The organism is Micromonospora fiedleri, assembly GCF_016774385.1.
Taxonomy (GTDB): Bacteria; Actinomycetota; Actinomycetes; order Mycobacteriales; family Micromonosporaceae; genus Micromonospora; species Micromonospora gifhornensis.
In genome coordinates this window covers 275,176-300,668 of sequence record NZ_JAETXL010000001.1, presented here as the reverse complement: position 1 = coordinate 300,668, position 25,493 = coordinate 275,176, and the positions used below count along the sequence as shown (strand labels likewise).

26 protein-coding genes are annotated in these 25,493 nt (G+C 72.2%); 21 read left to right on the top strand and 5 right to left on the bottom strand.

The features are described from left to right. Nucleotides 1–31: 31 nt before the first annotated feature. Together JMF97_RS01380 and JMF97_RS01375 are read right to left on the bottom strand one after the other, a co-directional pair. Nucleotides 32–472 carry a ferritin-like domain-containing protein gene (locus JMF97_RS01380; RefSeq protein WP_203219851.1) on the bottom strand — a complete coding sequence of 147 codons (441 nt, stop codon included), beginning with the start codon at nt 470–472 and terminating at the stop codon, nt 32–34. Continuing rightward, on the bottom strand, nt 472–930 hold the full coding sequence (locus JMF97_RS01375; RefSeq protein ID WP_203220280.1) for a hypothetical protein: 459 nt from the start codon (nt 928–930) through the stop codon (nt 472–474). Before JMF97_RS01375 ends, JMF97_RS01380 begins: the two co-directional genes overlap by 1 nt. A gap of 220 nt (nt 931–1,150) precedes the next feature. Between JMF97_RS01375 and rimP the strand changes: the two genes are divergently transcribed. The 10 genes from rimP (at nt 1,151) to JMF97_RS01325 (ending at nt 11,036) form a co-directional block, all read left to right on the top strand. Then, on the top strand, nt 1,151–1,795 hold the full coding sequence (gene rimP, locus JMF97_RS01370; protein ID WP_203219850.1) for a ribosome maturation factor RimP: 645 nt from the start codon (nt 1,151–1,153) through the stop codon (nt 1,793–1,795). Beyond that, nucleotides 1,792–2,835: a transcription termination factor NusA gene (gene nusA / locus JMF97_RS01365; protein WP_203219849.1), complete on the top strand. Its 1,044-nt coding sequence runs from the start codon at nt 1,792–1,794 to the stop codon at nt 2,833–2,835. The genes rimP and nusA overlap by 4 nt, the downstream gene beginning before the upstream one ends. A 16-nt stretch (nt 2,836–2,851) precedes the next feature. After that, nucleotides 2,852–3,160 carry a YlxR family protein gene (locus JMF97_RS01360; protein ID WP_203219848.1) on the top strand — a complete coding sequence of 103 codons (309 nt, stop codon included), beginning with the start codon at nt 2,852–2,854 and terminating at the stop codon, nt 3,158–3,160. A gap of 115 nt (nt 3,161–3,275) precedes the next feature. After that, nucleotides 3,276–6,272 carry a translation initiation factor IF-2 gene (gene infB / locus JMF97_RS01355; protein WP_203219847.1) on the top strand — a complete coding sequence of 999 codons (2,997 nt, stop codon included), beginning with the start codon at nt 3,276–3,278 and terminating at the stop codon, nt 6,270–6,272. Between the two features lie 91 nt (nt 6,273–6,363). After that, on the top strand, nt 6,364–6,657 hold the full coding sequence (locus JMF97_RS01350; RefSeq protein ID WP_013732175.1) for a DUF503 domain-containing protein: 294 nt from the start codon (nt 6,364–6,366) through the stop codon (nt 6,655–6,657). A gap of 133 nt (nt 6,658–6,790) precedes the next feature. Beyond that, nucleotides 6,791–7,294 (top strand): 30S ribosome-binding factor RbfA, encoded by a 504-nt coding sequence (rbfA, locus tag JMF97_RS01345; RefSeq protein ID WP_013732176.1) that lies wholly within the window; start codon nt 6,791–6,793, stop codon nt 7,292–7,294. A gap of 182 nt (nt 7,295–7,476) precedes the next feature. Next, nucleotides 7,477–8,472 carry a DHH family phosphoesterase gene (locus JMF97_RS01340; RefSeq protein ID WP_203220279.1) on the top strand — a complete coding sequence of 332 codons (996 nt, stop codon included), beginning with the start codon at nt 7,477–7,479 and terminating at the stop codon, nt 8,470–8,472. A 64-nt stretch (nt 8,473–8,536) separates the two neighbouring features. Beyond that, nucleotides 8,537–8,944 carry a hypothetical protein gene (locus tag JMF97_RS01335; RefSeq protein WP_043723360.1) on the top strand — a complete coding sequence of 136 codons (408 nt, stop codon included), beginning with the start codon at nt 8,537–8,539 and terminating at the stop codon, nt 8,942–8,944. Further along, nucleotides 8,944–9,153, top strand: coding sequence for a DUF6186 family protein (locus tag JMF97_RS01330; RefSeq protein ID WP_199180319.1), 210 nt, complete (start codon nt 8,944–8,946; stop codon nt 9,151–9,153). The genes JMF97_RS01335 and JMF97_RS01330 overlap by 1 nt, the downstream gene beginning before the upstream one ends. 533 nt (nt 9,154–9,686) lie before the next feature. Continuing rightward, the gene (locus tag JMF97_RS01325) at nt 9,687–11,036 is read left to right on the top strand and encodes an MATE family efflux transporter (RefSeq protein ID WP_203219846.1); all 1,350 of its coding nucleotides are present in this window, start codon (nt 9,687–9,689) and stop codon (nt 11,034–11,036) included. A gap of 39 nt (nt 11,037–11,075) precedes the next feature. On the opposite strand, the gene JMF97_RS01320 is transcribed toward JMF97_RS01325, so the two are convergent. Next, complete coding sequence (locus JMF97_RS01320) at nt 11,076–11,396, bottom strand: hypothetical protein (protein WP_203219845.1); 321 nt, start codon at nt 11,394–11,396, stop codon at nt 11,076–11,078. A 148-nt stretch (nt 11,397–11,544) separates the two neighbouring features. Here JMF97_RS01320 and truB point away from each other — a divergent pair, with 148 nt between their 5' ends. From truB to dapB, 6 genes are all read left to right on the top strand, one after another. Beyond that, nucleotides 11,545–12,429, top strand: a complete 885-nt coding sequence (gene truB / locus JMF97_RS01315; RefSeq protein ID WP_203219844.1) for a tRNA pseudouridine(55) synthase TruB — start codon at nt 11,545–11,547, stop codon at nt 12,427–12,429. 57 nt (nt 12,430–12,486) lie between these two features. After that, the gene (locus JMF97_RS01310; protein WP_203219843.1) at nt 12,487–13,416 is read left to right on the top strand and encodes a bifunctional riboflavin kinase/FAD synthetase; all 930 of its coding nucleotides are present in this window, start codon (nt 12,487–12,489) and stop codon (nt 13,414–13,416) included. A gap of 208 nt (nt 13,417–13,624) precedes the next feature. After that, nucleotides 13,625–13,894, top strand: coding sequence for a 30S ribosomal protein S15 (gene rpsO, locus JMF97_RS01305; RefSeq protein WP_013732184.1), 270 nt, complete (start codon nt 13,625–13,627; stop codon nt 13,892–13,894). A gap of 223 nt (nt 13,895–14,117) precedes the next feature. Continuing rightward, on the top strand, nt 14,118–16,493 hold the full coding sequence (locus JMF97_RS01300; RefSeq protein WP_203219842.1) for a polyribonucleotide nucleotidyltransferase: 2,376 nt from the start codon (nt 14,118–14,120) through the stop codon (nt 16,491–16,493). A gap of 179 nt (nt 16,494–16,672) precedes the next feature. Then, nucleotides 16,673–17,995: a M16 family metallopeptidase gene (locus JMF97_RS01295; RefSeq protein WP_203220278.1), complete on the top strand. Its 1,323-nt coding sequence runs from the start codon at nt 16,673–16,675 to the stop codon at nt 17,993–17,995. Nucleotides 17,996–18,203: 208 nt separating this feature from the next. Then, nucleotides 18,204–18,971 (top strand): 4-hydroxy-tetrahydrodipicolinate reductase, encoded by a 768-nt coding sequence (dapB, locus tag JMF97_RS01290; protein WP_102660119.1) that lies wholly within the window; start codon nt 18,204–18,206, stop codon nt 18,969–18,971. 111 nt (nt 18,972–19,082) lie between these two features. Here dapB and JMF97_RS01285 read toward each other — a convergent pair whose 3' ends face one another. Beyond that, on the bottom strand, nt 19,083–19,664 hold the full coding sequence (locus tag JMF97_RS01285) for a GNAT family N-acetyltransferase (protein WP_203219841.1): 582 nt from the start codon (nt 19,662–19,664) through the stop codon (nt 19,083–19,085). Between the two features lie 35 nt (nt 19,665–19,699). On the opposite strand from JMF97_RS01285, the gene JMF97_RS01280 reads away from it, so the two are divergent. Beyond that, nucleotides 19,700–20,986, top strand: a complete 1,287-nt coding sequence (locus JMF97_RS01280) for a glycosyltransferase family 87 protein (RefSeq protein WP_203220277.1) — start codon at nt 19,700–19,702, stop codon at nt 20,984–20,986. Here the strand turns inward: JMF97_RS01280 and JMF97_RS01275 are convergent. After that, a complete protein-coding gene (locus JMF97_RS01275; RefSeq protein WP_203219840.1) occupies nt 20,885–21,436 on the bottom strand; it encodes a GNAT family N-acetyltransferase in 552 nt (183 codons plus the stop codon). The genes JMF97_RS01280 and JMF97_RS01275 overlap by 102 nt on opposite strands. 79 nt (nt 21,437–21,515) lie before the next feature. On the opposite strand from JMF97_RS01275, the gene JMF97_RS01270 reads away from it, so the two are divergent. The 4 genes from JMF97_RS01270 (at nt 21,516) to dapA (ending at nt 25,449) form a co-directional block, all read left to right on the top strand. Further along, nucleotides 21,516–22,745: a winged helix-turn-helix domain-containing protein gene (locus JMF97_RS01270; protein WP_203219839.1), complete on the top strand. Its 1,230-nt coding sequence runs from the start codon at nt 21,516–21,518 to the stop codon at nt 22,743–22,745. A gap of 143 nt (nt 22,746–22,888) precedes the next feature. Beyond that, the gene (locus JMF97_RS01265; protein WP_238358606.1) at nt 22,889–23,503 is read left to right on the top strand and encodes a DUF2752 domain-containing protein; all 615 of its coding nucleotides are present in this window, start codon (nt 22,889–22,891) and stop codon (nt 23,501–23,503) included. Nucleotides 23,504–23,696: 193 nt separating this feature from the next. Further along, on the top strand, nt 23,697–24,440 hold the full coding sequence (thyX, locus tag JMF97_RS01260) for an FAD-dependent thymidylate synthase (protein ID WP_043723373.1): 744 nt from the start codon (nt 23,697–23,699) through the stop codon (nt 24,438–24,440). An 82-nt stretch (nt 24,441–24,522) separates the two neighbouring features. Further along, nucleotides 24,523–25,449 carry a 4-hydroxy-tetrahydrodipicolinate synthase gene (dapA, locus tag JMF97_RS01255; protein ID WP_203219838.1) on the top strand — a complete coding sequence of 309 codons (927 nt, stop codon included), beginning with the start codon at nt 24,523–24,525 and terminating at the stop codon, nt 25,447–25,449. Nucleotides 25,450–25,493: the final 44 nt, after the last annotated feature.

Sequence of the window (25,493 nt, the reverse complement as noted above, 5' to 3'; positions counted from 1 at the left end):
AACCGCTGGGCGGCTCGCGGGGCCTGCCTACTCAGCCGGGACGGCCGGGAAACGCCACGGTCAGCGGGGCGATCCCGGCGGCCCGTCGCCAGCGGGTGGCCCGTACCGCGTACTCGATCAGAGCGCTCAGTGCCCGGTCCCGTTCCGCACCCGTGCTGGCCGGCAGCACGGCACGCCAGAACGCCGCGGTGCGCTCCTCGACCTCCACCGCGAGCCGCAGCGCGCTGGCCCGGTCGGTGACCGGGAAGGGCAGCGCGTAGCCGGGCCGATCCGGCGGAACGGCGACGCCACCGGTACTCAACTCCAGGATCAGGGCGTCGCGCCGGCTGCGGTGGGCGTCCTCCGCCTCCACGGCCGCCTTGCGTTCGGCGTCGGCGAGGCGTACCCCGATCGGGCCGTACGCCCAGATCGCGGCGTATTCGGCGGTGAGCGCGGCGGCGAGCGGGTCCTCGGTGCCGGTCGGTGCGGTCATCACTTGAGCGCCTCCAGGTGGGTGGCCCGCGCGGCGGCGATCGAGCCGAGCAGCGCGGCCCGCTCACCGGGTGCGGCGGCGCAGGCCGCGGTGGCCGAGTCCCGCCCGGCGCGTTCGGCCTTGCGCAGGGCGGACAGGGTGGCGGCTCGGCCCGCCGGCTGCTCCGGCGACGGTGGGGCGGCCGATCCGGACGGCGACCCCGACGGAAGGGCCGTGCCGGTCACCCGGGCGAGTTCTGTGGCGTGCGCCTCATGTGTCTCGGCCAGTGGGACGAGGCGGGCGGTCAGGTCGGGATGGGCGTCGGCGGCGGCGCGCAGCCCCGCCGCGAGGCGCAGCGACTCGTCGATCAGCGGCGCGAGCGGGTCCGGCCGGGGTGGCTCGTCGCGGTCGAGCAAGCCGCATCCGGTCAGCGGTGCGGCGGCCCCGCCGAGCGCCAGCAACGCGCCGGCCCGCAGCACCGCGCGTCGGGAGAGCGGGGAGGAGCCGTCCCGCCGAGTCGTTCTGCCCATCGCCACCGGACAAGTCAACACCATCACCACGGCCCGTGTACGGCGGTGGCGTCGGTGCGCCGCCCGGGCCGTCCGGAGGCGGGCGCGTTACGCTCTGCGCAGCCACCGGCGCGTCCGCACCGGTGGCGTGCCGGCATGGCAGTCGGCGAGCAGTGGAAGGGTCGGACAGATGACGCAGCGTGGCCGTGCCACCAGAACGGCGGGGCGACCGCGTGGCGGCCCGGCCCCGCGTGGCGGCCAGGTTCCCCGGGGTGACCTCGCCGCCCGTCGGGAGCGGCTACGCGCGGTGATCGCGCCGGTGGTCGACGAGGCCGGTTACGACCTGGAGGACCTGTCCGTGTCCCGGGCCGGCCGTCGGCACGTGGTCCGGGTGATCGTGGACGCCGACGGCGGGATCAACCTGGACGCGGTGGCGGACGTCTCCCGGGCGGTCTCGGCGGCGCTGGACGCGGCCGAGGAGAGCGGCGGCGACATCGTCGCCGGGGAATATCAGCTTGAGGTGAGCTCACCGGGCGTGGACCGTCCGTTGACCCTGCCCCGGCACTGGCGACGCAACGTCGGCCGGCTGGTCCGGGTGACCGTCCGGGGCGCGGGGGAGTCCGGTGCCCGACCGGCGGGCGACCGACAGGTGACCGGTCGCGTGGTCGCCGCGGACGACGAGTCCGTGGCGCTGGAGGTCGACGGCGAGCGCGCCCAGTGGCCGTACGCCGATCTCGGCCCGGGCCGGGTGCAGGTCGAGTTCAGCCGCCTGGACGAACTACCCGAATCAGAAGACGTCGACGACGAAGATGATGTGGAGGACGAGGAGAGGTGAACATCGACCTCGCGGCGCTGCGCGCACTCGAGCGCGAGCGGGAGATCCCGTTCGACACGATCCTCGCGGCGATCGAGACCGCGTTGCTGACCGCGTACCGGCACACCGAGGGTGCCCAGTCGCACGCCCGGGTGGAGATCGACCGCAAGAGCGGCGCGGCCCTGGTCTACGCCCAGGAGATGGACCCGGAGGGCGCGGTCGTCCGGGAATGGGACGACACTCCGCACGACTTCGGTCGGATCGCCGCCATGACGGCCAAGCAGGTGATCCTCCAGCGGTTGCGGGAGGCCACCGACGAGGTGCACTTCGGCGAGTACGTGGGCCGCGACGGCGACCTGGTGACCGGCGTCGTGCAGGCGCACGAGGCGCGGTCCGAGAAGGGCATCGTCACCGTCGACCTGGGCAAGCTGGAAGGTGTCCTGCCGCAGTCGGAGCAGGTCCCCGGGGAGCGGTACGCCCACGGTGAGCGGATCCGGTGCGTGGTGGTGCACGTGTCCAAGGGCATGCGCGGCCCGCAGATCACCCTGTCGCGTACGCATCCGAACCTGGTCAAGAAGCTCTTCGCGCTGGAGGTGCCGGAGATCGCCGACGGCACCGTCGAGATCAGCGCGATCGCCCGCGAAGCGGGTCATCGTACGAAGATCGCGGTGCGCTCCACCACGCCCGGCGTCAACGCCAAGGGCGCCTGCATCGGCCCGATGGGTCAGCGGGTCCGGGCCGTGATGAGTGAGCTGCACGGCGAAAAAATCGACATTATCGACTGGTCGGACGATCCGGCCACCTTCGTCGGTAATGCGCTTTCTCCCGCCAAGGCCCTGCGGGTCGAGGTGGTCGACCTGGCGAACCGGGCGGCGCGGGTGACCGTTCCGGACTTCCAGTTGTCGCTGGCGATCGGACGGGAAGGGCAGAATGCCCGGCTTGCCGCCCGGTTGACCGGTTGGCGGATCGACATCCGGTCGGACGCCGAGCAGGCTGGCGCTGCCGGTCGGACTGGAGTCGATCAGGTCCGGGAACCGGGCGGCGCGGTCTCGGGCAGCTAGGGGTAGACTTCCACCAGTGGCACGACGCACGCAGCCGGAGCGCACCTGTGTGGGCTGCCGACAGCGTGCGCCGGCCAATGAATTACTGCGGATCGTCGCGATCGACGACGAGGCTGGTCACAGTCTCCGGCCCGATCCGTCCCGCAGACTGCCGGGTCGGGGAGCGAACATGCACCCGGATCCGGCCTGCTTCGCGCAGGCAGTGCGGCGCCGCGCCTTCGGGCGTGCGCTGCGCCTCGCCGGGGTTCCTGACGACGGAGCCCTCGCGGAGTACCTGACGCGTCAACCACCACGTCCGGCCACCCGGTCGGGCGAGGTTCGCTAGCAAGGTAGGACGACCAGCATGAGCACACGATGAAGTCCCAGAAATGACCAGGCTTCAAGTGCACGAGTGAGGTCGCTGCGGGTGCTGCCCGCACGACCTCGGAGTGAGGAGTGCAGTGGCAGGTAAGGCCCGCGTACACGAGCTTGCAAAGGAGCTCGGGGTCGAAAGCAAGACCGTTCTCGCCAAGTTGAAGGAAATGGGCGAGTTCGTGAAGTCCGCGTCGAGCACCGTCGAGGCGCCGGTCGCCCGGCGGCTGCGTAGCGCCTTCGTCGCCTCCGGTGGAGCTGGTGCTCCGGCGGCTGCGCCGTCGGCCGCGCCGGCTCCAGCGGCACCGACCCCGTCGCCAACCCCCGGCGAGCCCCGGATCACCGCCAAGCCGACGCCGCCTCGGCGTCCGGCGGCTCCCGGGCCCAAGCCGAAGGCCCCGGTGCCCGGTCCGCCGCCGCCGGCGGCCCCGGTCGCCAAGCCGGCGAGCGCTCACGACATCGAGGTGGCCGCCGCCGAGGCGCGTGCGGCTGCGCTGAAGGCTGAGCAGGAGGCTGCGGTCAAGGCCGCGCAGGCCGCCCGCCAGCAGCAGCGTGACAACGTCCGCCGGGAGCCCCCGGCGGAAGGGACCGCCCGTCCGGGTCCCGGTCCCCGTCCCGGCCCCGGCAACATGCCGCCCCGTCCGGGTTCCCCGGCCGCGGGCCGCCCTGGTGGTCCGACCCCCGGCCCTGGTGGCCGGCAGGGCCGTCCGCCGGCGCGGGGCGCCGGTAACAACCCGTTCGGCATCCAGGGCAGCCAGCAGCAGCGTCCGCCGGCCGCCGGTGCCGGTGGACCCCGTCCGAGCCCGGCGTCCATGCCGCCGCGGCCGAGTCCGGCGTCCATGCCGCCGCGGCCCAGCCCGGCGTCCATGCCGAGCCAGCGTCCCGGTCGTCCGGGTGGTCCTGGCGCCGGTCGTCCCGGTGGTGGCGGCGGTGCCGGTCGTCCCGGTGGTGGCGGCGGTGGCGGTGGCTACCGTGGCGGCCCCGGTGGTGGCGGCGGTGGCGGTGGCTACCGTGGCGGCCCCGGCGGTGGTGCCGGTGGTGGCGGTGGCTACCGTGGCGGCCCCGGCGGTGGTGCCGGTGCTGGCGGCGGTTTCCGGCCAGGCGCGCCGGCCGGCGGCGGTGGCCGTCCGGGTGGTGGCGGCCGTGGTCGTGGCGGCGGTGCCGCTGGTGCCTTCGGGCGTCCGGGTGGCAAGCCGACCCGTGGTCGCAAGTCCAAGAAGCAGCGCAGACAGGAGTTCGACAACCTGTCGGCTCCGACCATGAGCTCGGGTGCTCCCCGGGGTCAGGGGCAGACGGTCCGGCTCTCCCGGGGCGCCTCGCTGTCGGACTTCGCCGACAAGATCAACGCCAACCCGGGTTCGCTGGTCCAGGAGATGTTCAACCTGGGCGAGATGGTCACCGCGACCCAGTCGTGCTCCGACGACACCCTGCTGCTGCTGGGTGAGCACCTTGGCTTCAACGTGCAGATCGTCAGCCCGGAGGACGAGGACCGCGAGCTGCTCGCGCAGTTCAACATCGACCTCGACGCCGAGGTCGCGGAGGACCGCCTGGTCAGCCGTGCGCCGGTGGTGACCGTCATGGGTCACGTCGACCACGGTAAGACCAAGCTGCTCGACGCGATCCGTAAGGCGAACGTGGTGGCCGGCGAGGCCGGTGGCATCACCCAGCACATCGGCGCCTACCAGGTCCACGTCCCGCACGAGGGCGAGGACCGGGCGGTCACCTTCATCGACACCCCGGGTCACGAGGCGTTCACCGCCATGCGTGCCCGTGGTGCCCAGGTAACCGACATCGTGATCCTGGTGGTGGCGGCCGACGACGGCGTGATGCCGCAGACCATCGAGGCGCTCAACCACGCCAAGGCGGCGGACGTGCCGATCGTGGTCGCGGTCAACAAGGTCGACAAGCCGGAGGCCAACCCGGACAAGGTCCGCCAGCAGCTGACCGAGTACGGCCTGGTCGCCGAGGAGTACGGCGGCGACACCATGTTCGTCAACGTGGCCGCGAAGCCCGGCATCGGCATCGAGGACCTCCTCGAAGCGGTGCTGCTGACCGCCGACGCGTCGCTGGAGCTGACCGCTCCGATCGACGGGCCGGCGCAGGGTGTGGCCATCGAGGCGCACCTGGACAAGGGCCGCGGTGCGGTGGCGACGGTGCTGGTGCAGAAGGGCACCCTGCGGGCGGGCGACTCGATCGTCGCCGGTGGGGCGCACGGCCGGGTCCGGGCGATGCTCGACGAGAACGGCAACCAGGTCACCGAGGCCGGTCCGGCGCGTCCGGTCATGGTTCTCGGTCTGACCGCGGTGCCGGGCGCGGGCGACACCTTCCTGGCCGCGGCGGACGACCGTACGGTGCGGCAGATCGCCGAGCAGCGCCAGGCACGGCGGCGGGCGGCGGCCTTCGCCAACTCCCGTGGCCGGGCCACCCTTGAGACGCTCATGGAGCAGCTCAAGGAGGGCGAGAAGACGTCGCTCAACCTCATCCTCAAGGGTGACGTCTCCGGTTCGGTGGAGGCCCTGGAGGACGCGCTGTTCAACCTCGACATTCCCGAGGAGGTCCAGCTCAAGGTCCTCGACCGGGGCGTCGGCGCGATCACGGAGAGCAACGTCATGCTCGCCAGCGCCTCGTCCGAGCCGGTCACGATCATCGGCTTCAACGTGCGGGCCTCGAACAAGGTCCGCGAGATGGCCGACCGCGAAGGCGTGGAGATCCGGTACTACACCGTCATCTACCAGGCCATCGAGGAGATCGAGGCGGCGCTCAAGGGCCTGCTCAAGCCGGAGTACGAGGAGGTCGAGCTCGGCACCGCGGAGATCCGCGACGTGTTCCGCTCGTCCAAGATCGGCAACATCTCCGGTTGCATCGTCCGGTCGGGTGTCATCCGGCGCAACGCGAAGGCGCGCCTGCTGCGCGACGGCACGGTCGTGGCGGACAACCTCACGATCAGCTCGCTCAAGCGCTTCAAGGACGACGCGACGGAGGTCCGCGAGGGCTTCGAGTGTGGTCTGACCCTGGGTGGTTACAACAACGTCCAGGTCGGCGACGTGATCGAGACCTTCGAGATGCGGGAGAAGGTTCGCGCCTGATCCTGCGGTGACGCACTGATCAAGGGGTTTACGCCGAAAGGCGTAAACCCCTTGATCATGTGGGGTGGGGTGCGGGTAGTGTCCGCAGACGATGTACACCGCAACCGCAGTATTCGACCTGCTGCTGCCGGGCGACTCCCGGTCGCTGAAGGCCAAGAGATCGTACGTACGGCCGATCGTGGCGGCGTTGCGCCGTTTCGAGGTCTCGGCCGCTGAGGTGGGCGCGCTCGACCTGCACGGGCGAGCGGAGATAGGTGTGGCGGTCGTGGCTGCCGAGGCGGCGCACGCCCGCGAGGTGCTCGACTCCTGTGAGCGAATGGTGGCCGGTCGGCCGGAGATCGAACTGCTGTCGGTACGCCGACGGCTGCACGGCGAGGAGGACTGACCGGGGCATCGGCCGCCCCGCGCGGGGGCGGGTGCGGCGCAGGTAGGGTTCGAGTTGTCAGGGCCGGTCCGGGCCCGGTGGCGTACGGCGCCATCCGGTCCGGTCGGTAGCGGCACGCCGTGGAGGTGGCGAGATGACGGATCCGGCCAAGGTACGCCGGCACGCGGAACGGGTGCGTGAACTGGTCGCGTCGGTGGTGCGGAGCCAGATCAAGGACCCGCGGCTGGGCATGATCACGATCACCGACGCCCGGATCACCGCCGACCTTCGCGACGCCACGGTCTTCTACACCGTGCTCGGTGACGCGGCGGCCCAGGCGGGCACCGCCGCCGCGCTGGACAGCGCCAAGGGCATGCTGCGCAGCACGGTCGGCAAGGCGCTGGGCCTGCGGCACTCGCCGACCCTGACCTTCGTTCTCGACGACGTGCAGGATCAGGTCAAGCACATCGACGATCTGCTCGCGGCGGCCCGTAACGCCGACGCCGAGGTGCAGCGCCTCGCGGCCCGGGCCGCGTACGCCGGTGACGCCCAGCCGTACCGCCTGGAGGCCGACGACGAGGACGTCGATGAGGCCGAGGACGGCGACGAGGCCGAGGGTGCCGACTCCGACGGGGCCCGGGGCGGGGACCGGCGGTGACCGCCCCCTCCGGCGGTGCCACGACCGAGGTGGGGCCGGCCGACACGCCGCCGGGAGCGGCGCGGGTCGGCATCGGCGGTGCGGTTCCGGAGCAGCCGGGTTCCTCCGGTTCGGTCCCGGACCGGTCGGCGGGCACACCTGCCGGATCGGCGGGTCCCACCGAGGCCGACTGGGCGGCGGCAGTGGCGGCGGTGCGTCGGTTGCCACCGGACGCCCGGGTGCTGCTGATCTGCCACGTCAACCCGGACGGTGACGCGCTGGGCAGCATGCTCGGCTTCGGGCTCGGCCTGCGCGGGCTCGGCGTGGGGCGGTTGCAGGCGACCTTCCCCGGCCCGCCGGAGGTTCCCGAACCGCTGCGCGGGCTGCCCGGCATGGAGTTGCTGGTGCCGGCGACGGAGGCGGAGCCGGAGCCGGATCTGGTCATCTGCTTCGACGCGGCGAGCACGTCGCGCCTCGGCGACCTGGCCGGCCGGTTGACCGGGACGGGCACCGCCCTGGTGCTCGACCACCACGCGTCGAACCCCGGCTTCGGTGACGTCAACCTGGTCGACCCGGGTGCCGCGGCGACGTCGGTGGTCGCGGAGGAGTTGCTGGCTCGGCTCGGCGTACCGCTCGATGCGGGCATCGCCGAGTGCCTGTACGTCGCGCTGAGCACGGACACCGGCTCGTTCCGGTTCGACGCGACCACCGCGTCGGTGCACGAGATGGCGGCCCGGCTGTTGGCCACCGGCATCCGTCCCGGCGAGATCTCCCGGCGGATCTTCGACAACCGTCCCTTCGGTGCGGTGCGACTCTTCGGAGAGGTGCTCGGTCGGGCCCGGTTGGAACCCGCTGCCGCCGGCGGGACCGGCCTGGTGTGGACCTACGCGACGCTGGACGACCTGGCGCGGCACGAGCAGCGACCGTACGTGCTGGAGGCCCTCATCGACCCGGTGCGGTGCACCGCGGAGGCCGACGTGAGCTGTGTGGTCAAGCAGACCGGGTCGGCCGAGTGGGCGGTGTCGCTGCGCAGCAAGGGCGCGGTCGACGTCAGTCGGGTGGCCGTCGCGCTGGGCGGTGGGGGGCATCGCCTCGCCGCCGGCTTCAGCGCCCGGGGGACCGTCGACGAGGTCATCGAGCGGATCCGGATCGAACTGGACGTGCCCGCGGTGCGGGGAGGCGTCGACCAGCAGGGGTGATATCAGGGTCGCTTCCGGGGGTGTCGACATTTCCGTACCTGGACAGGATCGGGAGAATCGGATGATGGAGCAGCCCCACGACCTCACCCTCGACGCCCCTCGTACCTGGGAACGCCCGGTCGTCAGCGTGCCGGTGCTCGTCGCTCTCTCCCTGGTCGGCGGTCGTTTCCCGTCCTTCTCGACGGAGGCCAACCTCTATGTCTTCGGTGCCGGCGGCGCGCTGATCTGGCTCGGTCTGTCGAACCGGGTGCCGCGCCGACCGGCGCCGCAGCGGCTGAGTTCGGGTGCGGTCTGGTGGACGCTGCCGGTGCTGGTGTTCGGCGTCTTCGAAGGTGCGACGTTCTTCTCGGCCGCGGGCGAGGATTTCCCCACCTTCTCGTTGCTGGCGGACCCGTTGTTGGAGGACCGGCTGGTGCGGTCGGCCGGCTGGCTGGTGTGGCTGTCGGCGTTCTGGGGGCTGGTGCGGCGATGATGCGGGCAGTCGCGATCGGTGGATTTCTGGTCGGGTTGGCGCTGTTCGGGCTGGTGGAGTGGCTGGCCCGCCGGGAGGGTTCACGGATTCCGACCCTCGGTGAGGTCTGCGCCTACGTGATGCGCTACGAGGTGGGCCCGGTCCCGGTCGGTCGGATCGGGCTGTTCGGTTTCTGGTGGTGGGTGGGGTGGCATTTCCTGGCTCGGTGACGGGGGCGGCCCTGTCCAGATGCCGGGAACACCGGACAACATGTGGACCTGAACGATAGCTTGGGTATCGGCCGACGCCACTATGGCGCAGGTCAGGATGGCGGAGCCATACCCTGCACCGCTTTCCTCCAGGGTCGACCGACCCGGGCCGTAAGGTCGTCCATCCACCGCTCCGGCGACCCCGGAGCCCGTGGCCGGGCGCCGTCAGCGACACCGCCCGTGACGCGCCGCCGTGTTCGGCGACGCGCGCCCTGGAAGGGGTTCCACCATGGCCGCCAAGCCCAAGCCCGAGACCACCGACGAGGCCCGCGAGCAGGCCCGCCGCGCCCTGCAGACCTCCATGGACACCCGTCAGTGACGGTACGCGACCGGCGGTGACGCCGAGCCGCCCCGTGCGTACGGCGTCACCGTCCGGCTGTTCTTCTGCTCCGTCCGACCCTCCGCTGCTCGCCCGACGGTGTGACACGACCCGCCGAAGGTAAGCAGCGCCCTGCTCTTGTCTCCTTACACATCGCGTGCCAGTATCGGCGGCGATGAGCCACTCCACCCCCGCCGTCGACCAGGTCGCCTCGCTGCGCCGGATCGCCGCGCTCGCCCTGCCGGCCCTTGTGGTCCTCGCCGCCGAGCCGCTCTACGTCCTGGTGGACACCGCTGTCGTCGGACACCTCGGCCAGGTCCCGTTGGCGGCGGTCGCCGTCGGCGGCACCGTGATGACCCTCACCGCCTGGGTGGGCACCGTCGTCGCGTACGGCACGACCGGGCGGGCGGCTCGCCGCTTCGGGGCCGGCGACCGGGCCGCCGCGGTGGCCGAGGGTGTTCAGGCGTCCTGGCTGGCCCTGGCCCTGGGTGTGCTGGTCGCCGTCGGCATGCAGGTGGGTGGTCCGGCGCTGACCGGTGCCCTGGCCGGCGGTGGTGACGTGGGCCGGGCCGCCGGCGAATGGCTGCGGATCGCCGCGTTCGGCGCGCCCGGGCTGCTGCTCGCTGCGGCCGGCAACGGCTGGCTGCGCGGCGTGCAGGACACCCGCCGGCCGCTGTGGTTCGTGGTCGGGCCCAACCTGCTCTCCGCGGTGCTCTGCCCGGTGCTGGTCTATCCCGTGGGCATGGGCCTCAACGGTTCCGCCGTGGCGAACGTGATCGCCCAGACCATCTCCGGCGTGCTCTTCGCCGCGGCACTGGTGTCCGAGCGGGTGGCCCTGCGACCCCGTCCGCGGGTCATCGGCCAGCAACTCGTACTCAGCCGCGACCTTTTGATCCGGGGCCTGGCGTTCCAGGCCAGCTTCCTGTCCGCGACGGCGGTCGCCGCCCGGTTCGGCGCCGCCGCGGTCGGTGCCCACCAGATCGCGGTACAACTCTGGTTCTTCGCGGCGCTGGTGCTCGACGCGCTGGCGATCGCCGCGCAGGCGCTGGTCGGTGCCGCGCTCGGGGCCGGCGACGCGGTGGCGGCGAGCACCCTGGCCAAGCGGATCGGTCGGTTCGGTGCGGTCTGCGGGGCGGCATTCGCCGTGCTGGCCGCGGCCGGTGCGGGCGTGGTGCCGACCTGGTTCAGCTCCGATCCGGCGGTGCACGAGCAGGCGTTGGTGGCCTGGCCCTGGTTCGTCGTCATGCTGCCGCTGGCCGGGGTGGTGTTCGCCCTCGACGGTGTCCTGATCGGTGCCGGTGACATCCGTTATCTGCGAAATCTGACAGTGGTCGGCGCCCTCGGCGGATTTCTCCCCGCGATCTGGCTCTCCCACGCCTTCGCGCTCGGCCTCGGCGGCATCTGGGCGGGTCTGTTGCTGTTCGTCGTGATCCGGCTGATCGGCCTGCTGCTGCGTCTGCGCAGCGGCGCCTGGGCGGTCACCGGGGCGGTCCGCACCGAAGGTCGCGCGCGAACCGCCACCTGATCCCCTTCCGGGTCGGTCGGATCGGGCCGCCTGCAGGGGTCAGATCTGGCCGTAGAGGGCGTAGACCAGCAGCACCAGGGCCATCACCACGACCCAGGAGACGACCATGGCGACCAGCTTGAAGGCGGTCGGATAGCGCTGGTAGAGGCGGTCCCGGTCCTGCCAGGCCCACCAGCGGCGGCGCAGCCGGTCCGCGCCGGGCAGCGCGGCGAACGCCTGGCCGACCCGAACACCCAGGGTGCGCCTCGGCGGTGGCGGATCGAGCATCCAGGCGGGCAGCGTGCTCGCCTGTCGAGGCGTACGCAGGCGGATCGTCTCATCCGTGGCGGGCTGCTCGGTGGGTGTGCCGTCCCTGGTCATCTCGGTCTCCCCGTGGTCGGCGGCACCGGGTCGGCCGACGCCGCTGTCAGCCCATCGTCACAGTCGGGTTCCATGCCGTAAATCCGGTTTCGGAGGGCCGGTCGTCCGCTGCCGAGCGCGCCGGGTCGATCTGGCAGGCTTGCACGTCGTGAGCACAGACGGTCTGATCGTGGTGGACAAGCCGGGCGGCATGACGTCGCACGATGTGGTGGCGCGGCTGCGCCGCCTCGCGCGTACCCGGCGGGTGGGCCACGGCGGCACCCTCGATCCGATGGCCACCGGCGTGCTGGTGATCGGGGTGGGGCGGGCGACCCGCCTGCTGACGTACGTGATCGGCGCCGACAAGACCTATGCCGCCACCATCCGGTTGGGGCAGTCCACGGTCACCGACGACGCGGAAGGCGACGTGATCTCCACCGCACCCGCCGGTGAGCTGACCGACGAGGCGATCCGCGCCGCCCTGGGGGCGCTGGCCGGCGAGATCGACCAGGTGCCGAGCGCGGTCAGCGCCATCAAGATCAATGGGCAGCGGGCGTACAAGCGGGTCCGGGACGGCGAGGCCGTCGACCTGCCCGCCCGGCGGGTCACCGTGTCCCGGCTGGACGTCCTGGCGATCCGACGCGACCAGCCCGACCTGGTGGACGTCGACGTCGAGGTGGCCTGCTCGACCGGCACGTACATTCGGGCGATCGCCCGGGACGCGGGCCTGGCGCTACGGGTCGGCGGGCACCTCACCGCCCTGCGGCGTACCGCTGTGGGCGGTTTCACCCTGGCCGAGGCGGCCACCCTCGACGAGCTGGAGCAGCGGGCGCCCGAGGTGGTCGATCTGCCGCTGGCGGCGGCGGCCGCCCGGTTCTTCACCCGCCGGGACGCCAGCCCGGACGAGGCGAAGGTGCTCTCCCACGGCGGACCACTCGACGCGGTCGGCCACCCGGGGCCGTACGCGGTCTTCGACCCCGCCGGCCAGCTGATCGCTATCGTCAGCGAGCGGGCCGGCCGGGCCCGCGCCGAGATCGTGCTCGCCCCGGCGTGACAGCGGCCGGTGCCCGGGGTGGGACACCGGCCATACCGGCGACAGGAAAGGATCAGCATGCAGCGGTGGCGGGGGTACGACGCGGCGCCGGGGGGCTGGGGACGCGCGGTCGTCACCATCGGTGTCTTCGACGGCGTGCACAAGGGCCACCAGGCCACCATCGGGTACGCCGTGGCCCGCGCCCGGGAGTTGGGCGTGCAGTCGGTCGTGGTCACGTTCGACCCGCACCCGGCGGAGGTGGTCCGGCCGGGCTCCCATCCGGCGGTGCTCACCGAGCCGGCCCGCAAGGCGGAGTTGATCGAGGCGCTCGGCGTCGACGTGCTCTGTGTGGTGCCGTTCACACCCGAGTTCTCCCGGCTGCCGGCCGAGGCGTTCGTCCACGACGTACTGGTCGAGCACCTGCACGCCGCGCTGGTGGTGGTGGGGGACAACTTCCGGTTCGGGCACCGGGCGGCCGGGGACGTGGCGCTGCTGGAGCAGCTCGGTCGTACCTTCGGCTTCGCCGTGGAGAGCGCCCCGCTGGTGGCCGAGGCCGGCACGGTCTTCTCCTCGACGTACATCCGCTCCTGCGTGGATGCCGGCGACGTCACGGCGGCGGCCAGCGCGTTGGGCCGGCCGCACCGGCTGGAGGGCGTGGTGGTCCGGGGCGACCAGCGCGGCCGCGAGCTGGGCTTCCCGACCGCGAACCTGCTCTGCCACCGGTACGCCGCGATTCCCGCCGACGGCATCTACGCCGCCCGGCTGATCCGGCGCGGCGGACAGGAGCCGCTGGGCGCGGCCGTCTCGATCGGCACCAACCCGACCTTCTCCGGGCGGGAACGTCGGGTCGAGGCGTACGCGCTGGACTTCACCGGCGACCTGTACGGCGAGCGGCTGGCCCTGGACTTCGTGGCGCATCTGCGGGGGCAGATCCGCTTCGACGGGATCGAACCGCTGGTGGCCCAGATCGCCCAGGACGTCGAGCGGACCCGCCGGGCGCTGGACTGACCCGCCGGGCGCTGCAGTGAGTGGCCTCATCCGGGCGATCGGGACGAGGTGCTGGTAGGCTGGCGGAGACGTCGGCTGACCGACGTGAGTCCTCGCATGTCTGCTCGACGCCGCGGATGCGAGGACGGTCCGGAAAAGGTGCCCAGCCTGTAGCAATTCAGCCTGGCCCGCACGGACTGCATCGACAACCCACTGAAACAGGGAGAACATGGCGCTCGACCAGCAGGCAAAGGCCAAGATCCGCGAGGAGTACGCGACCGCCGAGGGTGACACCGGGTCGCCGGAGGTTCAGGTCGCGGTCCTCACCAAGCGGATCGCCGATCTCACCGAGCACCTGAAGGTGCACAAGCACGACCACCACAGCCGCCGTGGGCTGCTGCTGCTGGTCGGCCGCCGCCGTCGGCTGCTCAACTACGTGCAGAAGAAGGACATCAACCGCTACCGGTCGCTCATCGAGCGGCTCGGCCTGCGCCGGTGACGTGAGACGGGGGAGTGGCCACCGGGCCGCTCCCCCGTCGGCGTCCCAACTCGAGACACGGGCTGCGAGCACCCAGACAGGGGAGCCGTCGGCGTACCGGTCTCCGGTAGTGGCCTCCGGGCCTCCGGCATCTCGTCGGTGGTCCCGGGCGCTTCGATCGAAGACCGGCCGTCGGTACAGCTCCCGCTCGTGGCCCCCCGATGCGAAGGAGCATTGCCGCACCATGACCGAGACCAAACTCGGCACCGAATCCCGCACCGCCGTGATCGACAACGGGTCCTTCGGCACCCGCGAGATCACGTTCTCCACCGGTCGGCTGGCCCGACAGGCCGCCGGCTCCGTCGTCGCCCAGCTCGGCGAGACGGTCGTCCTCTCCGCCACCACCGCCGGCAAGCAGCCGAAGGAGCAGTTCGACTTCTTCCCGCTGACCGTCGACGTCGAGGAGCGGATGTACGCCGCGGGCCGCATCCCCGGCTCGTTCTTCCGTCGCGAGGGCCGTCCCAGCGAGGACGCCATCCTCACCTGCCGCCTGATCGACCGTCCGCTGCGCCCGTCCTTCGTCAAGGGCCTGCGCAACGAGGTCCAGGTCGTCGAGACGATCCTCGCGCTCGACCCGCAGCACCCGTACGACGTGGTGGCGATCAACGCCGCCTCGATGTCGACCAAGCTGTCCGGCCTGCCGTTCTCCGGCCCGATCGGGGCGACCCGGATGGCGCACGTCGACGGCCAGTGGGTCGCCTTCCCGACCCACGAGGAGCTGAGCCGCGCCACCTTCGACATGGTGGTGGCCGGTCGGGCCCTGGCCGACGGCGACGTCGCGATCATGATGGTCGAGGCCGAGGCCACCGAGCACACCGTCAAGCTGGTCGCCGACGGTGCCCCGGCCCCCACCGAGGAGGTCGTGGCCAGCGGCCTGGAGGCCGCCAAGCCGGCCATCCGTGAGCTGTGCCGGGCGCAGAGCGAGCTGGCCGAGGTCGCCGCCAAGCCGGTCGCCGAGTTCCCGGTCTTCCTGGACTACCAGGACGACGCGTACGACGCCGTCGCCGAGTTCGCTCGCGGCGACGTCGCCGAGGCCCTCCAGATCGCCGGCAAGGCGGACCGCGAGGAAGCCCTGGACGCGATCAAGTCCCGCCTGGTGGAGGAGCTCGGCCCGCGCTTCGAGGGCCGGGAGAAGGAGCTGTCGGCTGCCTTCCGCTCGCTGACCAAGTCCGAGGTGCGTAACCGGGTACTGCGTGAGCAGGTCCGCATCGACGGGCGTGGCCCGCGCGACATCCGGCCGCTGAACGCCGAGGTCGGCGTGCTGCCCCGGGTGCACGGCTCGGCGCTGTTCGAGCGCGGCGAGACGCAGATCCTCGGCGTCACCACGCTCAACATGCTGCGCATGGAGCAGGCGCTGGACACCCTCTCCCCGGAGAAGTCCAAGCGCTACATGCACAACTACAACTTCCCGCCGTACTCGACCGGTGAGACCGGCCGGGTCGGCTCGCCGAAGCGTCGCGAGATCGGCCACGGCGCGCTCGCGGAGCGGGCGCTGATCCCGGTGCTGCCCTCGCGCGAGGAGTTCCCGTACGCCATCCGCCAGGTCTCCGAGGCGCTCGGCTCCAACGGCTCCACCTCGATGGGCTCGGTCTGCGCCTCGACGCTGGGTCTGCTCAGCGCCGGTGTGCCGCTGAAGGCGCCGGTGGCCGGCATCGCCATGGGCCTCATCTCCGACGAGGTCGACGGCAAGACCCAGTACGTGACGCTCACCGACATCCTCGGTGCCGAGGACGCCTTCGGTGACATGGACTTCAAGGTCGCCGGCACCCGGGACTTCGTCACCGCGTTGCAGCTCGACACCAAGCTCGACGGCATCCCGTCCGACGTGCTGGCCGCCGCGCTCCAGCAGGCCCACGAGGCCCGGCAGACCATCCTCGACGTGATGCAGCGGGCCATCGAGGCTCCGGCCGAGATGTCCGACTACGCGCCGCGGGTCACCACGGTGAAGATCCCGGTCGACAAGATCGGCATGGTGATCGGCCCGAAGGGTCAGACCATCAACGCCATCCAGGACGAGACCGGCGCCGAGATCTCCATCGAGGACGACGGCACGATCTACGTCGGCGCCACCAACGGCCCGTCGGCGCAGGCGGCGGTCGAGCGGATCAACGCGATCGCCAACCCGACCATGCCGAAGGCCGGTGACCGGTTCCTCGGCACCGTGGTCAAGACCGCACCGTTCGGCGCGTTCATCTCGCTGCTGCCGGGTCGTGACGGCCTGCTGCACATCTCCAAGGTGGGCGACGGCAAGCGGGTCGAGAAGGTCGAGGACTTCCTCAACGTCGGCGACCGGGTCGAGGTCGAGATCGCCGACATCGACCAGCGCGGCAAGATCTACCTGGACAAGGTCCGTCCCGAGGGCGCCGAGGAGCCGGCTCCCGCCGAGGCGGGCGGCGAGCGGCCGGCCAGCCGTGGTGACCGGGGCGACCGTGCCCCGCGCGACCGTGGCGACCGCGGTGGCGACCGCGGTGGCGACCGTGGCGGCCGTGGCCCGGAGCGGGGCGAGGGCGGCGAAGGTGGCGGCGATTCCCGGCCGCGCCGGCGCACCCGGCACAGCTGATCTCCCACCCGTACTGATGCACTGACCGGCCGGGCGACTCTGTCGCCCGGCCGGTTCGTCACCGTCCACCCTCGTCGTACTGGAAGCAGGTTGCCGTGAGTCGTACCCGGCGTTCGTTCCCGTCCGTGGCTCGCCCGGGGGCGACGCCGCCCGGCACCGCCCGGCACGCCGTCGGCACCATCCGGTCGGCCGGCGGCTCGACCCGGGCCGTCACCCGGACGCTGAGTGAGGACCCCCTGGGGGGTACGGTGCGCCGCACCGTGCTGCCCAGCGGGCTGCGGGTGCTGACCGAGGCGATCCCGGCGATGCGCAGCGTCTCGTTCGGCATCTGGGTCGCGGTCGGTTCGCGGGACGAGACCGGGCCCACGGCCGGCGCCGCGCACTTCCTGGAACACCTGCTGTTCAAGGGCACCCACAAGCGGGGCGCGCTGGAGATCTCCTCGTCGATCGAGGCGGTGGGCGGCGAGACCAACGCCTTCACCACGAAGGAGTACACCTGCTACTACGCCCGGGTGCTCGACGAGGACCTGCCGCTGGCCATCGACGTGATGTGTGACCTGGTCGCCGACTCGGTGCTGGAACCGGCCGACGTGGAGACCGAGCGGGGCGTGATCCTCGAAGAGATCGCCATGCACGACGACGAGCCGGGCGACGAGGTGCACGACCTGTTCGCCCGGGCCGTCTACGGCGACCATCCGCTGGGTCGGCTGATCTCCGGCACCTCGGACACGGTCACCCCGATGACCCGCCGCCAGATCCAGACCTTCTACCGGCGTCGGTACGTCGCGCCGCAGATCGTCATCGCCGCCGCCGGCAACCTCGACCACGCCGCCGTGGTCCGGCTGGTCCGGCAGGCGCTGCGCGGCACCCCGCTGGACACCGACCCGGCGTCGCCCGCGCCGCACCGACCGGCCACCCCGGCGGTACGCACCCGGGCCGCCAGCACTGTGGTGCAGGTGAAGGAGACCGAGCAGGCGCACGTCGTGCTCGGCTGCCCGGCCATCGACCGGCTCGACGAGCGGCGCTTCGCCCTCGGCGTACTGAACAACGTGCTCGGCGGCGGCATGTCCAGCCGGCTGTTCCAGGAGATCCGGGAGCAGCGAGGGCTGGCCTACTCGGTCTACTCCTACGCCAGCCAGTACGCCGACAGTGGACTGTTCGGTGTCTACGCCGGGTGTGCGCCCGGGCGGGTCGACGAGGTGCTGGAGCTGACTCGCGCCGAACTGGCGCGTACCGCCGAACAGGGCATCACCGAGGCCGAGCTGGCCCGGGGCAAGGGGATGAGCAAGGGTTCGTTCGTGCTCGGCCTGGAGGACACCGGCTCGCGGATGAGTCGACTGGCCAAGGGTGAGCTGCTCTACGGCAACCTGATGCCGGTCAACGAACTGCTCGACCGGGTCGACTCGGTCACCCTGGACGACGTCAACACCCTCGCCGCCGACCTGCTCGCCCGACCCATGTCCCTGGCAGTCGTCGGCCCCTTCGCCAACCGCACCTTCTGACCGCCCGCCCCGCCTGACCGCCCGCCCCGCCTGACCGCCCTTGTCGGGGCGGCTCGGCCTCGGTGTTGCGCGGTGATCGACTCCGTTACGGCGCGATGGGGGTAACCCGGCCGGGCGGATACCGCCGTTGCGGGGTAACGGAGCCGATCATGCCCGATCTCCCGCCTCTGCGGCTGCCCGGACGGCCTGTTGGGATAGGTTGTGCCGCGTGACTGACGAGCGGGAAAAGGGTGGGCCGATCCGGGTCGGCGTGCTGGGTGCGCGGGGCCGGATGGGTGCCGAGGTGTGCAAGGCCGTCGACGCCGCTGCCGACACGACGCTGGTGGCGGCGGTGGACCAGGGCGACGAGCTGGCTGCTGTCGCGGACGCCGGTGCGCAGGTGGTGGTCGACTTCACCACCCCGGGTGTGGTCATGGACAACCTGCGCTGGTGCATCGAGCAGGGCATCCACGCGGTGGTCGGCACCACGGGCTTCACCGAGCAGCGCCTCGACCAGGTGCGCGACTGGTTGGCCGGCAAGCCGGGCGTGGGCGTGGTGATCGCCCCGAACTTCGGCATCGGCGCCGTACTGATGATGCAGTTCGCGGCCCGCGCGGCCCGGCACTTCGAGTCCGTCGAGATCATCGAGCAGCATCATCCGCGCAAGCTCGACGCGCCCAGTGGCACCGCCACCCACACCGCCCGTCTGATCGCCGCGGCCCGCGCCGAGGCCGGCCTGGGCCCGGTGCCGGACGCCACCGCCGACGAGGTCGCCGGTGCCCGGGGCGCCGACATCGACGGGGTACGCGTGCACGCCGTTCGTGCCACCGGGCTGGTCGCCCACCAGGAGGTGCTCTTCGGCACCACCGGTGAGACGTTGACCATCCGGCACGACTCGTACGACCGGGTCTCGTTCATGCCCGGCGTGCTGGTCGCGGTCCGCGCGGTCGGCAACCGCCCCGGCCTGACCGTCGGCCTGGACCCGCTGCTCGATTGACCGCCCTCCAGGAGCAGGCCGGGCCACCCGGCTTGCTCCTGGACGCGGGCCACCCGGCCTGGCAGGGGCCGGCACCGGACGACCGGCGTCAGACAAGCGCGGCAGGACCGGTCAGGTGGCGTCGGTCGGCTCGGTGGGGACGGCGACGTGCAGGCGGAGCTGGGGGACCAGCATGTCGTCCACGTCCAGCGCCCGGCCCGCGCCGTCGGGTTCCCAGCCGGCCGCGGTGAGGAACTTGCGGGACGCCTGGTCGCCCTCGAACACCCAGGCCAGCGCCGTGCTGAAGCCGGATTCGCGCCACAGGTCGACGCTGGCGGCCAGCAGCCGGCTGCCGTGTCCACGGCGGCCCCACCGGGGCTCGACCAGCAGGTCGGTCACCGCGACCACGTCCGGGCCGAGGGCCTCGGCCGGCTCGTTCGGGGCCAGCGCCTCGGCGTCGACCGGACCGGAGGCGGCGAAGCCCACCAGATACGATTGCTCGGCCTGCTCGACGGCGACCAGTACCCGATGGTTCTCGCTGGGCGGTTGGCGTACCGCAGCCTCCCAGCGTTGGGCGAGCAACGCCTCGTCGAGGTTGGCCAGCACGTGCCGGGGCAGCAGTCGCCGGTAGGCGACCCGCCACGTGGCGAGCTGGATGCGTGCGATCTCGCCGGCGTCCTCGGGACGCGCCGGGCGGACAAACCCGAGAGCCATGGGACGACAGCCTACGCAGGGTGAGGGAGGCGACGGTGGCGCAGGGTGCCAGGCGGACGGTCGGACAGATCGTCGTCGTGGTCGTGCTCGCCGTCGCGGTGGCCGCCTTCCTGTCCGTGGCCGCGGCCCGACACGGCTTCTTCGACCTTCAGGTCTACCGGGGGGCGTTGGTCTGGTGGGCCCGCGACGGCGGGGAACTCTACGACTACCTGCGCCCCGGCACCCAGTACGGCTTCACCTATCCGCCGTTCGCCGCGTTGCTGATGCTGCCGATGGCGTACCTGCCCTGGCATGCGGCGATCGTGGTGAGCGTGGCCGCCGGCGTGGCGACCAGCGCGGTGTTGATCTGGTGGCTGCTCGACCCGGTGTCGCGCCGGGCCGGCTGGAACCGCTGGTTCGCCTTCGCGGTGGCGCTCTGCCTCGCCGCCGCGTTCGAGCCGATGCGCGAGACCATCAACTTCGGCCAGGTCAACACGCTGCTGTTGTTCCTGGTCGCGGTGGACCTGCTGCGGCTGCTGCCGGGCGGCAGCCGGTGGGCCGGCATCGGCATCGGCCTGGCCACCGCGATCAAGCTCACGCCGGGCATCTTCATCGTCTACCTGATGGTGACCGGCCGCATCCGGGCCGCGGTCACCGCCGTCGCCGCCGCGACCGGTGCGACGGTGCTCGCCGCAGCGCTGTTCCCGGACGCCTCCCGGGAGTTCTGGACCACCGCGCTGTGGAACACCGGCCGGGTCGGTGAGCTGGCGTTCGTCTCCAACCAGTCGCTGCGTGGCGTGGTGGCCCGGCTCGACCCGACCAGCCCCAGCACGCTGGCCTGGCTGGCGCTGGTGGCGGCGACGGTGGCGCTGTGGGTGTGGCGGTCCCGTGCCGCCGTGTCCGCCGGGAACGAGACCGCCGGCCTGGCCCTGACCGGCGCGGTGATGTGCCTGGTCAGCCCGGTCACCTGGGTGCACCACCTGGTCTGGCTGCTGCCGGCGCTGCTGCTGCTGGTCGAGGGCGGTGTGGCCGCGCCGTCGCGCAGCCGCCGACGCCGCCTCCTGCTGGCCGGCGCGATCGTCGGGTACGGCTTCCTGATCAGCCGGATCGTCTGGGCGTGGGAGAGGGACTTCACCGGGCTGGACGGGTTCGTGTTCAGCAACACCTACGTGTGGATCAGCCTGGCGCTGCTGGCTTTCCTGCCGGTACGCCGAGCCGTCCGGGTCGACGGGCCACCGGCCTCAGTCGTCGAGCCGTCCGGTGTAGCGCAGCTCGACCAGGCCGAGCGGCGTACGCCCGCCGGACAGTGGCACCTGATAGGTCGACCGCTCACCGTCCGGTGACAGCCCGGCCCGCTCGTAGAACCGGCGGGCCCGATGGTTGTCCGCCAGCACCCAGACCCGGTACTGCGTCCAGCCCCGATCACGCAGGCCGGCCCGGGCCGCCGCGAAGAGCGCCTTCGCGGTGCCGTCACCCCAGTGCTCGGGTGCCACGTAAATCGCCACCACCTCGCCGTACGTCGGGTCGAGGTCGCCCCGGTCCTGGTTGTTGCGGTACGGCCCGAAGGTGGTGAACCCGGCCAGCACGCCGTCGATCTCGGCGAGCAGGGTGGTGAAGGGGTGCTCCGGTTCGGCGGTGCCGAGATCACGGCGGCGTTGTGCCCAGGCCACCGGGTTGAGCCGAGCCAGCACCTCGTCCGGCATGATCCCCGCGTACCCGGCCCGCCATCCGCTGATGTGCACCCGGGCGATCGCCTCGGCGTCGGTGGCCTGCTCGCGGCGGATGGTCGGCATGACTGCCGTTCTACGCGGCCGACGACGGCAGGTCCAGCGTGGCGCACGAGTGTCATACGGCTGACGTAGCCTGCCTGCGATGGCCGCACCGGAATCGCTCTCGCTCGCCCAGGCCCGACGCATCGCGCTGGCCGCCCAGGGCTTCGCCGACCCCCTGCCCACCGGGGCACCGACCCGCCGGCACCTGCGTCGGGTGCTCGACCGGGTCGGCCTGATCCAGATGGATTCGGTGAACGTGCTGCAACGGGCGCACTACCTGCCGCTCTACAGCCGGATCGGGCCCTACCCGACGTCGTTGCTCGACTCGGCCGCCTACCGAGCGCCCCGTGAGCTGTTCGAATACTGGGCCCACGAGGCGTCGCTGGTGCCCGTCGGGCTGCATCCGACGCTGCGCTGGCGGATGGCCCGGGCGCACGACGACGCCTGGGGCGGCATGCGGGGCATCGCGCAGGAACAGCCGCAGCTGGTGGCCTGGGTCCGCGACGAGGTGGCTGCCCGGGGGCCGCTGACCGCCGCCGAGATCGAGCACGACGCGCCCCGGACGACCGGCAACTGGGGGTGGAACTGGTCGGCGGTCAAGCAGGCCCTGGAGTTCCTCTTCTGGGCCGGTGAGGTCTGCGCCGCCACCCGCACCACGTCCTTCGCCCGCCGCTACGACCTGCCCGAACGGGTGCTGCCGGCCGAGGTGCTGGCCGCGCCGACGCCGACCGCGGCCGAGGCGTACCGGACCCTGGTCGGCATCGCCGCCCGGTCGCTCGGGGTGGCCGCCGAGCCGGAGCTGCGCGACTACTTCCGGCTGCCGGTGGCCGGGGCTCGGCAGGCCATCGCCGAGCTGGTCGAGGCGGGGGAGCTGAGACCGGTCACGGTGCAGGGCTGGCGGCATCCGGCCTGGCTGCACGCCGACGCCCGGCTACCTCGGTGGGTACGCGGCAACACGCTGGTCAGCCCCTTCGACCCGCTGATCTGGGAACGCGCCCGTGCCGAGCGGCTGTTCGACTTCAGCTACCGCATCGAGATCTACGTGCCGGCGGCGAAGCGGGTGCACGGCTACTACGTGCTGCCGTTCCGGCAGGGTGAACGCTTCACCGCCCGGGTCGACCTGAAGGCCGACCGCAAGGCCGGCGTGCTGCTGGTGCCGGCTGCCTGGGTCGAGCCGGGCGCCGACCCGGGGGAGACCGCCGTGGCGCTGGCCGCCGAGCTGTACCGTCTGGCCGGCTGGCTGGGCCTGGACGCGGTGGCGCCGCCGGCCGCCGGTGACCTCGCCGCCCCGCTGGCCGCCGCCCTGCTGGGCGTGTCCGGTGTACGGTGAGGCTCGTGACGAGCGTTGACCAGCCGCCCGCCCAGCCGCACCAGCCGAGCGGCGAACCAACCCCCACCGCACCCGGTGCCCCATCGGGCAACGCCGCGCCGAGCGGTGTCGGGCAGGCCGCTGCCGCACCCGGTGCTGTCGGGCTGGGCGAAGCGGGGCCGACCCCTGCCGGGGCGGACGGAGCCTGGCCGGGCGGTGTCGCGCCGGGCGGTGTCGCGCCGGGCGGTGTCGCGCCGGGCGCTGGTGCGCCGCATGGTGTGGGGCCGGGTGAGTGGCCGCAGGGATATCCGGGCGGCTATCCGGTGGTCGAGTCGGATCGGCTGTCCCGGTGGGTCGCGCGGCTGCACGCTCGTACGCCCCGCTGGGTGGTGCCGTTGGCCGCGCTCGGCTGCGTCGGCGCGGGCATCGGCTACACCCTGATCAGCGACCCCACCCGGTCGGCGCCGGACGCCCTGCCGAGCTGCCTGCTCAAGCTGACCACCGGGCTGGACTGTCCGGGCTGTGGTGGCACCCGCGCGCTGTGGTACGTGCTGCACGCCGACCTGCCCGCCGCCGCCCGGCACCATTTCCTCTTCGTCTTCGCGCTGCCCTTCCTGGCGTACTTCTTCATCGCCTGGGCCGGCAAGCAGGCGTTCGGTTGGCGACTGCCGGAGCTGCGCGTCGGCCCCAAGGCGGTCGGCGTCTTCCTCGCCGCCTGGCTCGCCTTCTCCATAGCCCGCAACCTCCCCTGGTACCCCTTCACCACCCTCTACGTCTAACCCCACCCCTCCCCACCCTCCCCGCGCCCTCCCGCACCCCTCCCTGCCCCGCGATCTTGCAGTTGTGGTCGCGGCATAAGGGGTGAAGGGTGCATCTCGGCGACCGTAAGTGCAAGATCGCGGAGTGGTGGGTGGGGTAGGGGAGGGTGTGGGGGTGGGGGAGGGGTGGGGTTAGAGTCGCGGAATGCCGGAGATGGTGCAGCCCCAGGTCAGGTTGATCGCGTGGACTCATTTTGAGCCGCCGCAGGACGTGCCGTGGTCGACGGACGCGGACGGCGGGCAGGCGCTCGCGGAGTTCGCCGGGCGGGCCTGTTACCAGAGCTGGAAGAAGCCGAACCCGGCCACCGCCACCAACGCCGGTTACCTCGCGCACATCCTGGAGGTCGGGCACCTCTCCGTGCTGGAGCACGGGTCGGTCAGCTTCTACTTCACCGGGGTGTCCCGTTCGTTCACTCACGAGCTGATCCGGCACCGGCACTTCTCGTACTCGCAGCTGTCCCAGCGGTACGTGCCGGAGCGGGACGCGGCGATGGTCGAGCCGCGGGTGATCGCCGAGGACCCGGAGCTGCACAAGCGGTTCGTCGAGGCCGCCGAGGCGAGCGTACGGGCCTACAACGAGCTGCTGGAGGGGCTGGAGCGGCACTTCGTCGACGAGCCCAACCCGACGCTGCGGCGCAAGCAGGCACGTCAGGCGGCCCGGGCGGTGCTGCCGAACGCCACCGAGACCCGCATCGTGGTGAGCGGCAACTACCGCGCCTGGCGGCACTTCATCGCGATGCGGGCCACCGAGCACGCCGACGTGGAGATCCGCGAGCTGGCGGTGGAGTGCCTGCGGCAGTTGCAGCGGGTCGCGCCGAACGTCTTCGCCGACTTCGTCATCTCGACCCTGCCCGACGGCACCGAGGTCGCGGCGAGCCCGCTCGCCGAGCAGTCCTGATCGGGTTCCGGGCGCTGCCCGCCCAGGGCGCATGCCACCCTTCCCCGGCAGTCCTCCAGTCGCTGTCCGATAGGTTGTCACCATGACGCACGACCACGTTGACGCCCCGGCACGGGCGGTGTCCCGCCCCTTCGGCCGGGTGATCACCGCCATGGTGACCCCGTTCACCGCCGAGGGCACGCTCGACCTGGACGGCGCCGCGCGGCTGGCGAACCATCTCGTCGCGGAGCAGGGCAACGACGCGCTGGTGATCAACGGCACCACCGGCGAGTCGCCGACCACCACGGAGGTCGAGAAGGAACAGCTGATCCGTACCGTGGTGGAGGCCGTGGGGGACCGGGCGCGGGTGCTGGCCGGGGTGGGCACCAACGACACCCGGCACACCATCGAGCTGGCCGCCTCGGCGGAGAAGGCCGGTGCGCACGGGCTGCTGGTGGTCACCCCGTACTACAACAAGCCGCCCCAGGCAGGGCTGCTGCGACACTTCACCGCGGTGGCCGACGCCACCGGGCTGCCGGTGATGCTGTACGACATCCCGCACCGCTCCGGGGTGCCGATCGAGACCGAGACCCTGGTCCGGCTCGCCGAGCACGGCCGCATCGTCGCGGTGAAGGACGCCAAGGGCGACCTGACCGCCACCAGTTGGGTGACCAGCCGTACGGACCTGGCGTACTACAGTGGCGAGGACTCGCTCACGCTGCCCGCGTTGGCCGTCGGTGCCGTCGGCGTGGTCGGCACCTCCACGCACTTCAGCGGCGCGGACACCAAGCGGATGATCGAGGCGTACGACGCAGGGGACATGTCGACCGCGTTGACGCTGCACCGTCGACTGCTGCCGCTGTTCACCGGGATCTTCCGTACCCAGGGCACCATCCTGGTCAAGGCCGGCCTGACCGTGCAGGGCCTACCGGCCGGCCCGGTCCGCTCGCCGTTGGTGGACGCCACCGAGGACCAGGTGGCTCAGCTGCGCGCCGACTGCGCAGCAGCGGGCCTACCACTTCCCGAATGATCAAACGACCGGACGGACGCCGGGTGACGGCGTCACAGAATGAG